Source organism: Vibrio sp. T20 (assembly GCF_007858795.1).
Taxonomy (GTDB): domain Bacteria; phylum Pseudomonadota; class Gammaproteobacteria; order Enterobacterales; family Vibrionaceae; genus Vibrio; species Vibrio satsumensis.
The window spans coordinates 167,738-184,302 of record NZ_VFEB01000087.1; the positions used below are offsets into that span (position 1 = coordinate 167,738).

Annotated in this window: 12 protein-coding genes; 9 read left to right on the plus strand and 3 right to left on the minus strand. The window is 44.7% G+C overall.

The window, feature by feature from the left end:
• Window positions 1-212 precede the first annotated feature (212 nt).
• The 7 genes from moeA to FTW16_RS09185 all read left to right on the plus strand — a co-directional run bounded on the left by moeA (window position 213) and on the right by FTW16_RS09185 (window position 9,397).
• Window positions 213-1,448 (plus strand): molybdopterin molybdotransferase MoeA, encoded by a 1,236-nt coding sequence (gene moeA, locus FTW16_RS09155; RefSeq protein ID WP_146490789.1) that lies wholly within the window; start codon window positions 213-215, stop codon window positions 1,446-1,448.
• Between the two features lie 12 nt (window positions 1,449-1,460).
• Entirely contained in the window at window positions 1,461-2,210 is a 750-nt protein-coding gene (gene moeB, locus FTW16_RS09160; RefSeq protein ID WP_146490882.1) for a molybdopterin-synthase adenylyltransferase MoeB, read from the plus strand.
• A gap of 255 nt (window positions 2,211-2,465) precedes the next feature.
• Complete coding sequence (locus FTW16_RS09165; protein ID WP_061016709.1) at window positions 2,466-4,601, plus strand: LruC domain-containing protein; 2,136 nt, start codon at window positions 2,466-2,468, stop codon at window positions 4,599-4,601.
• Between the two features lie 11 nt (window positions 4,602-4,612).
• The gene (locus FTW16_RS09170) at window positions 4,613-5,206 is read left to right on the plus strand and encodes a hypothetical protein (RefSeq protein ID WP_060980403.1); all 594 of its coding nucleotides are present in this window, start codon (window positions 4,613-4,615) and stop codon (window positions 5,204-5,206) included.
• Window positions 5,207-5,437: 231 nt separating this feature from the next.
• Window positions 5,438-5,752: a hypothetical protein gene (locus tag FTW16_RS09175; protein ID WP_146490790.1), complete on the plus strand. Its 315-nt coding sequence runs from the start codon at window positions 5,438-5,440 to the stop codon at window positions 5,750-5,752.
• Window positions 5,753-5,858: 106 nt separating this feature from the next.
• Window positions 5,859-6,707: a sulfurtransferase gene (locus FTW16_RS09180; protein ID WP_146490791.1), complete on the plus strand. Its 849-nt coding sequence runs from the start codon at window positions 5,859-5,861 to the stop codon at window positions 6,705-6,707.
• A 386-nt stretch (window positions 6,708-7,093) separates the two neighbouring features.
• A complete protein-coding gene (locus FTW16_RS09185; protein WP_146490792.1) occupies window positions 7,094-9,397 on the plus strand; it encodes a putative bifunctional diguanylate cyclase/phosphodiesterase in 2,304 nt (767 codons plus the stop codon).
• Window positions 9,398-9,491: 94 nt separating this feature from the next.
• Here the strand turns inward: FTW16_RS09185 and FTW16_RS09190 are convergent, their stop codons facing one another.
• Window positions 9,492-10,496, minus strand: coding sequence for a sugar-binding transcriptional regulator (locus FTW16_RS09190; protein ID WP_132969104.1), 1,005 nt, complete (start codon window positions 10,494-10,496; stop codon window positions 9,492-9,494).
• 459 nt (window positions 10,497-10,955) lie between these two features.
• On the opposite strand from FTW16_RS09190, the gene tal reads away from it, so the two are divergent.
• Both tal and tkt read left to right on the plus strand, forming a co-directional pair.
• Window positions 10,956-11,906, plus strand: a complete 951-nt coding sequence (tal, locus tag FTW16_RS09195; protein ID WP_146490793.1) for a transaldolase — start codon at window positions 10,956-10,958, stop codon at window positions 11,904-11,906.
• Window positions 11,907-11,992: 86 nt separating this feature from the next.
• Complete coding sequence (gene tkt, locus FTW16_RS09200; protein WP_050644259.1) at window positions 11,993-13,984, plus strand: transketolase; 1,992 nt, start codon at window positions 11,993-11,995, stop codon at window positions 13,982-13,984.
• Window positions 13,985-14,080: 96 nt separating this feature from the next.
• Here tkt and FTW16_RS09205 read toward each other — a convergent pair whose 3' ends face one another.
• Entirely contained in the window at window positions 14,081-14,629 is a 549-nt protein-coding gene (locus FTW16_RS09205) for a hypothetical protein (protein WP_261383428.1), read from the minus strand.
• Between the two features lie 279 nt (window positions 14,630-14,908).
• Window positions 14,909-16,471, minus strand: a complete 1,563-nt coding sequence (locus FTW16_RS09210; protein WP_146490795.1) for a methyl-accepting chemotaxis protein — start codon at window positions 16,469-16,471, stop codon at window positions 14,909-14,911.
• Window positions 16,472-16,565 lie beyond the last annotated feature (94 nt).

The window sequence follows — 16,565 nt, forward strand, 5'->3', positions numbered from 1 at the left end:
CTTCCTCTTTTATTACCCCTTCTGGATGGCAAACAAGGATACTCGGAATTTTGAATAAATACACCCATATTTTAAGGGAGGTCATTATTTACGGGGCTTAAACTGTGCTAAAGTGGCTGCAATTTCGTTGGTGAACCATCATGATTTGATAATTATTGAATCCCTATTGCCAACCACCAAATCAAAATAATAACGATCAAAGGATTTCAATTATGGGCTGTTGCGACGCTCCGGGCTTGATGCCAATTGAAGAAGCACTAAATAAGCTGCTATCACCAATTCAACCTATTCAAACGACCTTATCACTGCCATTGGCAGAAGCATTGGGTTACGTACTTGCTGAAGATATTCTATCCCCTATTTTTGTACCTCCTTTTGATAACTCAGCAATGGACGGCTATGCACTGCGCTTAGCAGACCTAGAGAACGGTAAAGTGCTGCCTTTAGCGGGTAAGTCCTTTGCAGGCCAACCTTTTGAAGGTGAATGGCCAGCAAACACATGTATTCGTATCATGACAGGCGCAAAGATCCCGGAAGGGTGCGATGCGGTCATCATGCAAGAAAATACGGCTGAAACTGACGCTGGCATTGAGATTCAACAAGACGACATCAAGCTGAACAATAACATTCGCCCTACTGGTGACGACATCAAACAAGGCGATATCGTTCTTAGCCGCGGCGAACGTTTAACACCTCGTGACATTCCAATGATTGCTTCGCTCGGTGTGAGCCATGTAACTGTGACACACAAGCCTAAAGTCGCTTTCTTCTCTACTGGCGATGAGCTCAAGCCATTAGGCCAGCCTCTTGAAGACGGTCAGATCTACGACAGCAACCGCTACGGCATTAAACCGCTGATTGAAGCGTTTGGTTGTGAAGCGATTGACCTAGGCATCATCCCTGATTGCCCTGCGACGCTTAAAGAAACGTTCAAGAAAGCTCAAGAGTTAGCAGATGTTGTTGTGACTTCTGGCGGCGTGAGTGTTGGTGAAGCGGATTACACCAAAGATATTTTGGAAGAGCTCGGCCAAATCGACTTTTGGAAGCTAGCAATCAAGCCAGGTAAACCGTTCGCATTTGGTGAATTGGATAACGCGTGGTTCTGTGGCTTACCGGGTAACCCAGTGTCGGCGATGATGACCATGTACGTTTTAGTTCAGCCTATGCTGGCTAAATTGGCTGGTCACACCGCATGGACAGCACCAGAGTCGATTCCTGCTATCACTAAGTCTGCATTCAAAAAAGGCCCAGGTCGTACTGATTACCAACGTGGCATCTACTCGATCGAAAACGGTCAGTTTGTAGTAGAAACAACAGGTAATCAAAGCTCCGGCGCTTTCCGCTCAATGAGCTTAGCAAACTGCTTTGTGGTCCTAGAGCGTGAACGTGGCCGCGTTGAAGTCGGTGAAACGGTTCAGATTCAACTGTTTAACTCGACGCTTTACTAACGAGGCTTGATGATGGAAATACTGTCTGACGCAGAGATGCTTCGCTACAACCGCCAAATCATTCTTAAACAGTTTGATTTTGAAGGCCAAGAAGCGCTGAAACGGAGCTCAATCTTAGTACTGGGTGCCGGCGGCTTAGGCTGTGCCTCTGCTCAATACCTTGCGACGGCGGGCATTGGTAAGCTGACATTGATCGACGATGATATTGTCGATCTTTCAAACTTGCAGCGCCAAGTGCTTCACACCGATGCTGATATTGGTAAGAAGAAGGTCGTTTCTGCCGCTGAATCGTTACAGGTCCTGAACCCTCACCTGACGATTGAAACTGTCGATCACAGGCTTGATGACCAAACACTTGGCAAGTTGATTGAAGCACACTCTCTTGTTCTTGATGCCAGTGACAACGTTGAAACACGCAATCAATTGAACCGCTTATGTTACGCGTCAAAAACGCCACTCGTATCAGGTGCAGCGATTCGTATGGAAGGTCAGATCAGCGTATTCACTTATCAAGATGAAAACGCACCTTGCTACCAGTGCTTGAGCGCTCTATTCGGCAACGCTGCTCTAAGCTGTGTTGAAGCCGGTGTGATGGCACCTGTTGTTGGCATGGTGGGCGCGGCACAGGCTTTGGAAGCGATTAAAGTTATCGCTCAATTTGGACAACCAAAGCAAGGCAAACTTTTGATTCTCGATGCCATGTCGCATAGCTGGCGTGAAATGAATTTAATGAAGATGCCTAATTGTTCGGTGTGTGGATAGGCTGAATCCTATCCCCTCTTATCGAAAATCTAAGCCTTGACTAGATGTCAGGGCTTTTTTAGGTCTCGACAATAGCTTCTCAAATCGCTTTATCAATTTGAAATACTCTATGAGTAATTAGTTTCATTTGAATTCTCATTTTGAGAATACAATGAGAACCTCAGTAATTCAAAATATAAACATTAAAAATCAACAACTTAAAAATGGCACGTAACTTGTAAAAGTATCTAGACCTTCCATGACAAGGATGTAGATATGAGAATTACAACGTTAAGTTTGCTATTAAGTGCGCCCCTAGTCGCCAACGCAGCCCCATTTGATACCTGCCCGAGTAAGGCTTACTTGTTTCAGTCCAAACCCGTTGAGGTTTGGGGTGTCAATCTAGTAACTGGTTCAACTACCCTTCTCGAAGACGACACGGGTATGAATGCCAATATCAATGGTGTCGGTTTCGACTTTCAAGACAGATATATATACGGCTACGACACCACTAATAAACGCCTAGTTCGCCTTGGTCAAGATTTCCAAGCAGAAGTAATCAATACCAGTGGCTTACCAACCGATCACACCTTTTATGTTGGTGATGTCTACAACCATGTGTACTACTTATATCGTACAGGAAAAGGGTTATTCACCGTTGACCTATCGCCTTTAGATGCCGATCCAAATGCGACTGTTACCGTTAACAAAATTGTAGGCAGCCCAGCAACCGTAAAATTGACTGATTTCGCCTTCCATCCAAGTGATGGCTCTTTATATGGTATCGATAATAACTCTGGTGGCTTATACAGCTTCAACCCTACAACTGGTGCCGAAACCTACATCGGCGACACCGGCGAGTTAGGTACGTTCGGTGCTGGCTATTTTGATGTCAATGGCTACTACTACGTATCTCGAAACCAAGACGGTAAAATTTACCGTATCAACCTGTCTCCAGACAACGCTGCCAATATCGCGGCAGGTATTGTTCCAGCCGTTGAATTTGTTTCGAATGGCCCAGCTTCTGGTCAAAACGATGGTGCTCGTTGTGCTAATGCACCTGTTGTTGATGAAGACTCAAACATCGACTTCGGTGATGCTCCAGACAGCTACCTAACGTTACTGGCGAGCAATGGTCCTCGACATGAGCTTGATGGCATCACTTGGTTGGGTACAACACCACCAGATGCTGACTTGGATGGTTACGTTACACCGCAATCTGATGAAAGTGTTGGCATTGATGATGAGTGGGCAAACGGTGGTATCGGTTTTGTTACTGCGCTTGAAGCCGGGCTTGATTCAAAAGTGGTGATTGAAGCTTCAACAACCGGTTACCTTTCGGCTTGGATCGACTGGAACCAAGACGGTAGCTTCGATGGTGCGAACGAACAAGTATTTACAGATTACCTGTTAGATGCCGGTGAAAATGAGTTATTCCTAAATGTCGACATTAACGCACTTACTGGTAGCACATGGGCTCGATTCAGATTCAGTCAACAAACCAACTTAAGCTACTTCGGCGGTTCAACCTCAGGTGAGGTAGTGGATATTCAAGTTGATGTATTGAATGATGGTGCCACTGCACGCTATTTCCCAAGTGCTTCTGGTTACGCCACCCTCGCATACGAAGATAATTGGCCTTACAAAGCCGATTACGACATGAATGACGCCGTTCTTTTCTATCGTATAACCGAGATTATTAAAGAAGGTAAGGTCGTTAAATCTACTATCGACGGACGCTTAGCTGCTGTCGGGGCATCGTACAGAAACGGGTTTGCAGTTCGACTTCCTAACCTAGACCCGAGCTTAGTTAGCAGCGGAAACTCTTACATGAAGCACAATGGAGTGTTCACTGATTTAGACTTAGAAGAAGGGCGTAGCGAGGCAATATTTGTTATTGCTAACGACCTTACAGAGAAAGTCAGTACCGGTTGTACCTTCTACCGTACGAGTAACGGATGTAAGAATGACGAACAGTTCTCCTTCCAAATAGGTATTACTTTAGCTGGCGACGGAGTGAGTACTGTCAGTTGGACTGACATGCCTTATGACCCATTCATCTTTGCAACACCTGGACATTATCACGGTGAAAACCTACCTCTACATCCAGGACGCAGCTGGGAGGTTCATTTACCAGACCAAGCGCCAACCGAGGCCTTTGATACCACAAACCTCTTTGAGGCAGGATTAGGCGTCGATGACAGCAACCCAGCAACAGGAAAATATTTTAAAACGACAGAGAATCATCCATGGGCACTGATAATAACTTCAGACGATGAATGGGAATGGCCTCTAGAGTATGTGGATATTGTGACTGCTTACCCAGAGTTCAAACAATACGCGGAATCGGGTGGTGATACGAACCAAACATGGTACCAGTCACCTGCAGACAACCAACGCTATGAACCTTAAGGAGAGACGTTATGACTATTTACACTAAACAATATCGAGACAATCATTGCGTTGATTCAAGTCGCAATCTCTCTAAGGAAGAAAGTATGTCTGTACAAAGCACTTGGAACATGAAGAAATCACTAGCTGTTATTTTAGCTGCAACGCCACTGGTATTAGTCGGTTGTGGGGGCGGTGGTGGAGGTGGCGGCAGTGCATCGACACCATCACCAGCAACTCCAGTAGTAACGACACCAACTCCTTCGCCAGCACCAGCGACAAGTGCTGTAGCTACGCCATCCTATACAATGAATGACTTGGTGGTACCTGACGGGTTTGACTACAGCTCTGTTGAGCAGTTTGATCTCGACATCGACATCAGCAGCATTTCGACAGACCGTTCTTTTGTGACTATTTATAGCCGTTTTAGCACAAGAGCCGATTCAACCTTGAAGCCGGACTACTCCAGTAAAGTCATTGCGGGCCCATTAGACAATGGAGTATTCGCATCAAACTTTACTGCACCAGTGAATCACGACTCACTCTTGATAGAGATTTGGTTTTACGATGGTCAACCGCCACTGCAACAAGTGGTCTCCAGCGGGGAGTCTCAGATAGTTTGGTAGTTAGTGGCTAATCATCTGGTAGCAAGTTGTTTAATAGCAAGTAGCTTGTCGCTAGCGAGCTCTAAGACGAAACAGATTCAGAATTGATTCTTTGTAAGTAGAAAGTGAGCAGAAATGCTCACTTTTTTATTTTCATCGAATAGCGGTTAGTTCAGCTTTCTTAGCCAGCAGCATTCACTTTACCGCCAATCTCACTTATATTTTCAATATAACCTTCAAAGACTTACTCTCATGAAACAGTTTAAAATAGGTCTATTTATATTGATATGCGGTGTGGGTGTGTTATTGGCCCTCACCTATTTCCCGCTAACATCTGAGACAGGGCAACGCATTCAAGCCAAGGTGATTTCGAACACGCTTACTCAATCCTTAGATGGGCACAGGCGTTACCTTACGGTTCAGACAAAAGATAATGACGTATTTCGGGTCTCTATTGCTCCTACCACAGACTGCCCTATTGATTCTGTGGTCGCACTTGATACATTAATCAATCAAATAACCGGACAAAGCAGTTATCAGTTCATCCACTGTCGAGCCGCACAGTAGCTATCGATATAACAACGGTATTCGTAAAAGCAACTGTATTCGCAAAAGCAACAGTAATCGCTCTAACACTGTATTTGCTAAAACAACAAGAATGGATATAACAATAATGAATCAGCCACTCATCTCACCAGAACAACTTCAACAACGTTTGCTAGCAGAAGACAATATCATCCTCCTCGACGCCAGTATCGAGTTTCAAATTCCAAGCGAGTCAGAAAAGATCAAAGGACAAATGATTCCTGGTGCGATTCGTTTTGATTACGACAAAGATTTTTGTAACAAGCACACTCTACTTCCTCACATGTTCCCGACCGAAAAACATTTCAACACACGTGCACAAGAAATTGGCATCAATCAAGACAGTACGATTGTGGTTTACGATAACTCCGGAACCTTCGCTTCACCCCGTGCGTGGTGGATGTTTATGGCAATGGGACACAACAACGTACACATTTTAGACGGTGGCTTGCCAGCATGGATAGACGCAGGCTATGCAACAGAGACTGACTATCGAACCGAAGTGCAAACAGGCAATTTCGAAGGCAATATTCAAGAAAACTATTTTGTTAGTGCTCAGCAGATCGAAAGTTACTCAACTGACAAGAGCGCAAGCATTGTAGACGCTCGTTCTCAAGCTCGTTTTGACTCAGAAGTTCCGGAGCCACGCGAAGGCCTGCGCAGTGGTCACATCCCAAACTCAGTTTGCTTACCGTTCGCTCAAGTATTAAATGATGGCAAATTAAGAACTCAAGATGAATTAGTTGAGATATTTTCAACCTTAGATCTCCTCCCTTCTCAACCAATGTTCTTTAGCTGTGGTTCAGGTGTGACAGCTTGCATCATTTTATTAGCCGCTAGACTGGCTGGTTATTCAGGTGAAATGGGCGTTTACGATGGTTCATGGACGGAATGGGGTGCTAACGACAAACTGCCTATCGCCGTGACTAAAAAGTAATTCAACTTCGCTTACTGCCACTGTTAGAATATACTGCGCATGCATAAAGAGCTTACTGATAATGATGACCTCACATCTCATGAAGTAAGCCTTTGTGCCGCAGTTAACACTATGTGCGCTTGAGGCCAAGACTCGATTAACGCTGTTTGATTGGTAATCCACATCAACTTGCTAACCATAATTTGTGATTAATCATAAACTAATCGTTATCAAAATTATGAATACTAATATTTCACTCAAGAATCTCTGCTCATAGTCGTTACACTATTTAATCATTAATACTTTCATTGTGGATATTTGTATCCTTCGTTGCATGAATCACGCTGACGACCCAATAGTTTGTCACTTGCTCTCTGTTAATAGTAGTAACCAACAAAAGGCATCTCATGGCTCTATTTAAGAAAAATATCTGGTCGCTGTACGCTCTGATCGTGCTGCTTACCGTGATACTTTTCGCCGTGTTGGGCGTAACCAAATGGCAAGCAAACAGAGCAGACTTCATTGAGCAACAACTTATCCAGGTCGAGCTCTTTTCCAGTTCGGTAAGCTCTCTGTTAACCAGTCAAGAAGCATTGCTTGAAGTGGTTGGGCACCAATTGGCTCAACAGTCTGACTTTACCCGTACAGCTTCCATTCAGATTCGACCAATATTAGATAAGCTACTTGATACTCACCCAGCAATTGCTGCATTTGGATTACTTAATCCTCAAGGCGACTATCTTGCAATCAGTTCGAACCTGCAACTGTCTGATCAATATAACTTGCTGAATTACCCGCATACTAGAGACTCATTTCTTGAAGCTATGTCTAGTGAAAAAATGGTCTTGGGGCGAACTTATTTCCAAGAATCACTTAACAGCTTAGTGATCCCTTTAAGAAAGTCGATTTCAATCGATGGCAAGAACATCGACGCAGTTATGACTGCGGGGTTGCGTTTAGACAGTACGATCGTATTTGAAAGCAATGCACACGCAGGTAGCTACAACACGTTAACCCTGCTCAGAACAGACAACTATCGTCAGTTCTTTTCTAGCGATATCGAATCACTTGAGGCCTATTTGAACCCTGTTCCTAACGACCTGATGAAACGCATTAGCAAAAGCTTTTCAGAACAAGTGAACATCAGCGTCAAAGAGGCAAAAACGGGCAAAGGCACCTACTCTTTCAGTATTGATGACGACACATATCACTCACTCGTTAGCGCGAAATACATTCCAGACTACAAGCTTTGGGTTGTCGGCCGCACAGACCTATCGCACGTCGATGGCCTATTCATCAAAGAGTTCGGAATTCTTTTTGTTGCTTTTGTTTTTCTTCAGTTTGGTTTCTACTTTTTAGTAAAGTCGATTGCCAAAAACGAGCAACGTACTCGAAGCCAACTCATTTACCAAGCGAATCATGACCCATTAACCTCCCTACCCAATCGTTTATACATGCGCAAAAACATTGGTCAATGGATTGAAGATGAGTCTAAGCAATTCTCTCTATTGTTTATCGATATCGATAACTTTAAATGCGTCAATGATACCCACGGGCACGACTTTGGTGACAAAGTACTTAAACAGATCGCCTTGCGTTTGATGAGATTCCGCTCTCGAGTCAGCCTGCTGGTACGCGAATCCAGTGATGAGTTTTTATTCTTAACACCTTTATCGAATGAAGCTGAAATTAAACGGCTCGCCAAGCGAATTATTGAAGTGCTTTCCCAACCTTATGAAGTCGAAAGCGCTCAGTTTTTGTTGGGTTGCAGCATTGGCGTCGCGCGGTTCCCTGAACACGGACAAGATTTAGATAGCCTGTTACGCTCTGCCGACATTTCCATGTACAAAGCGAAGCAACAGCAAAACTCGTACAGTATTTTCACTACGCAAATGCAAGATGCCCACCTCTACAGAATGAAAGTAGAACAAAGGCTACGTATCGCTATCGAGAAACAAACACTGTTCATGGTTTTCCAACCACTGGTTCGTGCAAATGAGAGTATTCACGGTGTAGAAGCACTCGTTCGCTGGATTGATGACGAATTGGGTTTTGTTCCGCCGGATGTCTTTATACCGATAGCAGAGAACACAGGCTTAATGCAAAAACTGGGTACTTTTATTATTGAGTCCAGCATTATGCAGATCACCCACTTGCACCGAACAACCGAACAAAAGATCGGGCTGTCGATCAATATATCTGTTCGTCAGTTTTCCCATAAGTCGTTCTCTGACCACTTATTCGCTACGCTTGAAAAGTATCAGTTCTCTCCAAGCTGTTTAACGCTAGAGATAACGGAGAGTTTGTTCATTGAAGATGTAGCTATAGTGAAACCACTGTTTGAAGCACTCAAAGAAAACGATATTAAGATCTCTCTGGATGACTTCGGTACCGGCTATTCATCGTTGAGCATGTTGAAAGCACTCCCTATCGACGAACTTAAGATTGATAAGAGTTTCATTGAGAACATAACTATAGACCAGCAGTCACTGACTATGGTGCAAAACATTATCGCAATCGGTAAAAACTTCGGCATGGTGGTATTGGCAGAAGGCGTCGAGTCTAGCGAGCACTTTGCAATATTGAAGGCTTGTGGCTGTGATTTGATGCAAGGCTACTACTTCTCACGCCCTATCCCATACGAAGAGCTGTGCGAGTATCTAGCACCAACTCAGGTTGAGACAATAGAGCTACCAGAACCAACGGCATAGCTGTCAGTTGATCTCACCAAGCTCACGAATAACACGATGAATCAAAAAGGGAGCCTAAACGGGCTCCCTTTCGCTTATCAATAACACTTGTACCTTAACGATTTTCGTCTAACTCAGCGTGCTTCATTTGCTCATCCAAGTTAAGAACAGTCAAAGCATTACTTACGCTGGTTGCAATCACATCAACCACGCCAGTTCTTAACGCACCTAATAATGCGAGGGGTTTACTGTTCTCGGCAGCTATCGCAATCACCTCTGCGATTGGGCGAAACTCTTCTAACCCCAAACCGATCACTCGATCACTCATAACGGTGTTTGCCGCTTTACCGTGAACGTCAAAAAAGTCATAGCCAGCAAAGTCACCAACAACGCCCTGTAATAAACGAGATTGAACCACTTCGCCTGCGGTAAACCAACCTAGGTCAACCATGTAACTGTTTTCGCTCATGTCACCGATACCGACTAATGCAACGTCGGCCTTTCGGGCTAGATCGAGTGTTTGCTTAACGGTGCTGTTTTCCATGAATGCCGTTTTTTGTGCTTTGTTTTCTGCATAAGCGGGCGCGTATAAGGTTTCAGAAGACCCACCGTACTTTTTGGCTAGCTGCCTACATATGTGGTCGGCATTAAACATACCGCCTCTTGGGTGAATACCGCCGATGCCACACACGAACTTACAATCACGAGGGGTAATTACACCAGTATGGTGAGCAACAGACGATACGTTTCGGCCTTGGCCTACTGTCACCACCATGCCATTTTTCAAGGTACTGGTTAAATAGTTAGACACTAAGCCTGCAACTTGGAGGCGCTGCTTCTCTTCATTCGGTTGATCTAGTGCCACAAGTGCGCGTTTCACACCAAAGCGCTCAATTAAGCGTTGTTCTATCTTGGCACTGAATACTGGGTGGTATTTCACGGTGATCTCAACAATGCCCTCATCTCGGGCTTGCTTGAGCATTCGACCAACCTTTGCACGAGAGATAGAGTACTTTTTAGAGATCTCTTCTTGTGTCGCGCCATCCTGATAATAAGCAACCGCCACTTCAGTGAGGAGATCAGTGTTTTCTTCGGAAACATCTTGGATATTCTTACTCATATACCACGCAACCTATATTTAACAATTATTTTACCTGCTTTGAGAACAAATGTTCGATGCATCAGCAAGTGATACACAAGTTTACACTGCGAACATATGTAACGACAAGGAACATTTGTTCACGGTGATAGCCTTGGTTTTATTGTTGATTAATTCACCTTCCCATGCCCGTTAAACGTTTGCCTGCATACCCCATGATTACTAGAGCGAAATATATTTGACTGAAGTCACCATACAGGACTATTTACCGTTGACTTTGGTGCTAGATCGGATAAATATGGCTACATCATTTACTCATCGAGCGATCAAATGTTCTGTGCAAATGTTCGTTCGGAGAAAAATTTAAATTAATGTAAGTTTGGCTCACTGGTACAACCATTGAGAACTTCATTAGTTAGCTTGCAAATGCCCGCACCTCTCCCATTAAAGGGGTGTTATGCGATACATAGGATGATCAAAATGAGCAATAAATTAGAGCAACTTCGTAAACTAACAACTGTTGTAGCTGACACTGGCGATATTGAAGCTATCAGCAAGTACACTCCTGAAGATGCAACAACTAACCCATCTCTAATTCTTAAAGCCGCTCAAATTGCTGAGTACGCTCCTCTAATCGATGCTTCTATCGAATACGCTAAAGCGCAAAGCGATGACAAAGCACAGCAAGTTCAAGACACTTGTGACATGCTTAACGTAAACATCGGTAAAGAAATCCTTAAAGTAGTTCCAGGCCGTATCTCGACTGAAGTTGATGCTCGTCTTTCTTACGACATGGAAGGCAGCGTTGCTAAAGCTCGTCAGCTTATCAAAATGTACAACGACGCTGGCATCACGAACGACCGCATCCTTATCAAACTGGCTTCAACTTGGGAAGGTATCCGCGCTGCTGAAATCCTAGAGAAAGAAGGCATCAACTGTAACCTAACACTTCTATTCTCTTTCGCTCAAGCTCGTGCTTGTGCTGAAGCTGGAGTATTCCTAATCTCTCCTTTCGTAGGTCGCATCATGGACTGGTACAAGGCGAAAGAAGGTCGTGATTTCGAAGCTTCAGAAGATCCAGGTGTAATCTCTGTTTCAGATATCTACAACTACTACAAAGACCACGGTTACAAAACTGTTGTTATGGGCGCAAGCTTCCGTAACATCGGCGAGATCCTTGAACTTGCTGGTTGTGACCGTCTAACTATCGCACCTCAACTTCTAGCAGACCTAGAAGCAGCAGAAGGTGAAGTAGTAGAGAAGCTAATCGACTCTAACGGTACTAAAGAGCGTCCAGCAGCGATGACTCACGCTGAGTTCCTATGGGATCACAACCAAGACGCAATGGCTGTTGAGAAACTAGCTGAAGGCATCCGCAACTTCGCAGTTGACCAAGGCAAACTAGAAGAAATGATTGCGGCTAAGCTGTAATCACTCTTACCAAATTCAAATAGGGGAACGTTCAGTTCCCCTACTTTTATCAATTTGTTTATCTTAATTTTTATTCGGAAGTTTCTATGAACCGCAAACATCTAGCTAACGCTATTCGTGCTCTAAGCATGGACGGCGTACAACAAGCAAACTCTGGTCACCCTGGCGCACCTATGGGTATGGCGGACATCGCTGAAGTACTTTGGCGCTCTCACCTAAACCACAACCCAGCAAACCCAGAGTGGGCTGACCGCGACCGTTTTATCCTGTCTAACGGCCACGGCTCTATGCTGATTTACTCTCTGCTTCACCTAGCAGGTTACGAGCTTTCAATTGAAGATCTTAAGAACTTCCGTCAACTTCACTCTAAGACTCCGGGTCACCCAGAGTACGGTTATGCACCAGGCATCGAGACGACTACTGGTCCTCTAGGTCAAGGCATCACTAACGCTGTTGGTATGGCGATGGCAGAGAAAGCGCTTGCGGCACAATTCAACAAAGAAGGCCACGACATCGTAGACCACTACACTTATGCATTCATGGGTGACGGCTGTCTGATGGAAGGTATCTCTCACGAAGCATGCTCTCTAGCAGGTACGCTTGGTCTTGGTAAGCTGGTTGCTTTCTGGGATGACAACGGTATCTCCATCGATGGTGAAGTTGAAGGTTGGTTCTCTGACGATACACCTAAGCGTTTCGAAGCTTACGGCTGGCACGTAATCCCAGCAGTAGATGGTCACGACTCTGACGCTATCAACGCAGCAATTGAAGCGGCTAAAGCAGATCCTCGCCCTACTCTAATCTGTACTAAAACAGTAATTGGCTTTGGTTCTCCAAACAAAGCAGGTACGCACGACTGTCACGGTGCACCACTAGGCGCTGAAGAAATTGCAGCAACACGTAAAGAATTAGGTTGGGAGCACGGTCCTTTTGAAATTCCGTCGGAAGTTTACTCAGAATGGGATGCGAAAGAAGCAGGCGCAGCTAAGGAAGCAGCGTGGAACGAGAAACTTGCAGCTTATGAAGCAGCATACCCTGAGCTGGCAGCTGAATTCAAACGCCGCGTAAACGGTGATCTTCCTGCAGAATGGGAAGAGAAAGCATCGGCAATCATCGCTGATCTTCAAGCTAACCCAGCAAACATCGCATCACGTAAAGCATCTCAAAATGCACTAGAAGCGTTCGGTGCTATGCTACCTGAATTCATGGGCGGCTCTGCTGACCTTGCGCCTTCTAACCTAACCATGTGGTCTGGTTCTAAGTCTCTTGAAGCAAACGACTTCTCAGGTAACTACATCCACTACGGTGTACGTGAATTCGGTATGACAGCTATCATGAACGGTATCGCCCTGCACGGTGGTTTCGTACCATACGGCGCAACGTTCCTAATGTTCATGGAATACGCTCGTAACGCTATGCGTATGGCAGCTCTGATGAAAACTCAGAACATCCAAGTTTACACGCATGACTCTATCGGTCTTGGCGAAGATGGTCCTACTCACCAACCGGTTGAGCAGATCGCTTCTCTACGTCTAACTCCAAACATGAGCACATGGCGCCCATGTGACCAAGTTGAATCTGCAGTGGCTTGGAAACTGGCAATCGAGCGTAAAGATGGTCCTTCTGCACTTATCTTCTCTCGTCAAAACCTTGCACAACAAGATCGTGACGCTGAGCAAGTTGCTAACATCGCTAAGGGTGGTTACATCCTGAAAGATTGTGAAGGCAAGCCAGAGCTTATCCTTATCGCAACAGGTTCTGAAGTTGAACTAGCGGTTAACGCTGCTGCTGAATTAACAGCTGAAGGTAAGAAAGTACGCGTAGTTTCTATGCCTGCAACCGACGCGTTTGATAAGCAAGACGCTGAATACCGTGAGTCTGTACTTCCATCTGACGTTACTGCTCGTATCGCAGTAGAAGCTGGCATCGCTGACTTCTGGTACAAGTACGTTGGTTTCGGTGGCAAGATCATCGGTATGACAACGTTCGGCGAATCTGCACCAGCAGGTGAGCTATTCAAGATGTTTGGTTTCACTACTGAAAACGTAGTAAACACAGCGAAAGAGCTTCTAGCTTAATCTTGAAGACACTGTCTCGCCTTTAAATAGGTTGAAGCATACTAAAAGCCCCGCATGAAAATGCGGGGCTTTTTTGTATCTTTGCGCTTTTAGCCGTTAAAACGTAAACCGCGCACCCACTCGAATCGTATTCTGCTTTAGGTTTTTGCTATAAGTATGGTCATATCCAGCGTCGACAGCGAGCCAAGAAAGAATATCAACCGAACTCACAATCCCGAAGTTATTTAGACCATGTTGATGGGTATCTGAATAGCGATAAAAAGGTTGCAGTGACCAACGATCATTGAGTGATACGACCGCCCCCGCCTCACCAATAAAACCCTCATCGTAATTTTTAATGGTCTCTCGATCACACGGATCCCAAATGGTGTCATTACGGCACGAAGAGCGTCTTTCCGGTCTTACCCAATTCACACCACCAGAGGCATACAATTCAACTTGTTGGCTGACAGAATGGTACAGACCCAAGTGAATAGATAGGTCAGACAATGTCGTTGAAGAGCGTGTCGTCGCGGACGAATCAAAACCTAAGAAGAAAGCATCGTTTAATGCATAGTTTCCACCGAAATAGCCACCATAAAGTTGCTTACTTCCTGAGTTATTGTAGGCACCATCAAAGTAATCTTGAAAGCCATCGTCACTCACCCTCGTATTCTGATACCCCGTATAAAGGTAATTCGATCCTTTTGAGGCTATACAATGAGCACTAATAAAACTTAAGCAAATGGTGGTGACAATAAGGGGGCGCATGCTGATGCTCTGTCTTTTAATTGGAATATGGGAAGTGTAACTTAATCACAATTGAACGATGTTTTATTTTTGTTTCAAAGCTTTTCTAACCGCCACTTTTCACCTATGAAAAAGCCCTGCATATTATACAAGGCTTTCTGTTAAGTCTGATTCAGATTATCTGTGGTAGCGATTCTATTTTTCTTCGAAGCGCTTCGCCAGTTGGTAGAACTCATTCACTTGCTCTTTTAGCTCTGTTGAATGATCTTTAACAGAATGTGTGGCAACCAAGTTTTGTTCTGCGGTCGATGCGATAGATTGCATGTGAAGGTTAACTTCACTCGAAAGAGTACGTTGCTTGTGAGCTGAGTTTTCAACAGACTGCATCAATTCGTTCATGGATTGCATTAGGTTTTCGACTTCAGACAAGCGCTCTGCACTCACCTTCGCAACATCACCACATGCGTCCGTTTGCTCACGGTTCGCCAGAATATCTTTTTGCCAGCCTTCAATTGTTGCCAGCATGGTATCAATACTCTCTTTGATCTGAACCGTAGCCTTTGAGGTTCGACCCGACAACGCGCGCACTTCGTCTGCAACGACAGCAAAGCCTCGTCCTTGCTCGCCCGCTCTAGCCGCTTCAATCGCAGCGTTCAGTGCCAACAAGTTGGTTTGCTCGGCGATTCCACCAATCTCTTCCATTATCTTACTCACGCTCTGTGCTTGGTCGCTCAGTTGGTAAGTCGTTTGAGTCGCCTTTTCAGCCTGAGAAGCTAGGCTCTCTAAGTTTTGATGAGTTTGATTAATGCTTTCTTTAGCGCCAGCGCAGGTTCGCAAAGTCACATCAACAATCTGGTGTGCTTCTTCTGTGCGAGAAGAGACCTCATTGGCGGTTACTTCAACCTCTTCAGTCGCCTCTCGTACTTGAAGAATGTCTTTTGTTTGCTGATCTAAGGCTTCTGATACTTCATATGACGTGGCATTTAAATTATCTGCCAAATCTTGTAATGGCTTAGCTGAATCTGTCATACGACCCAGTACAGTACGAATACGTGCAGACAACAGTTTTAAGTGAAAATCGGCAACAGAGAACTGACTATTACCTGAATAGACAAGGCGACTAACACTATCGAATTTCGATTGCAGCTTTTTTAACTGCAGTGGAGTATCAATGAGCTCTTGTCGGAAAAGCAGTGCTAATGCTGAAACTGGAAGCAAGCTCAGAAGCCATTGCGACACTTGCCCTACTTCGACTAGGTTTGAAACCAGAGGTGCGGCCAAAGAGCCTAACAAAACTGCGTAACGAACACTGTCACTGATCTGTAATGACCATTGGCGGCCAGATTTCTCAGCTTTCAATAAGCCTTGGTAGGCCTTATCTGCAATCTGCACCCACTCATTCTTCGGTTTAACACGAACAGACTGATAACCACTCACCTTGCCGCCCTCGTAGATTGGGGTAACGTAAGCATCGACCCAATAAAACCCACCGGATTTGGTTTTGTTTTTTACGATGCCACGCCACGCTTTACCTTGTTTTAGGTTGACCCACATATCTGCAAAAGCGGCTTTCGGCATATCGTTATGTCTTACGATATTGTGGTGTTGCCCTAGCAATTCTTGTTGGCTGTATTCCGCTATGCGACAAAAAGCATCATTACTGTACGTAATCACGCCTTTTAAGTCAGTGGTAGAGACAAGTTGTTCGTTTTCGCTTAGAAGCGTTTCACGAGATTGAGAAGATGAGCTGACAGTCATTATATTAACTTAGGTTAATTATTATTTTAGGCGAGGAATATATACAATTATTAAAGTTATGACAAAATGTGAACGTCACATTTTGTGTAAATGC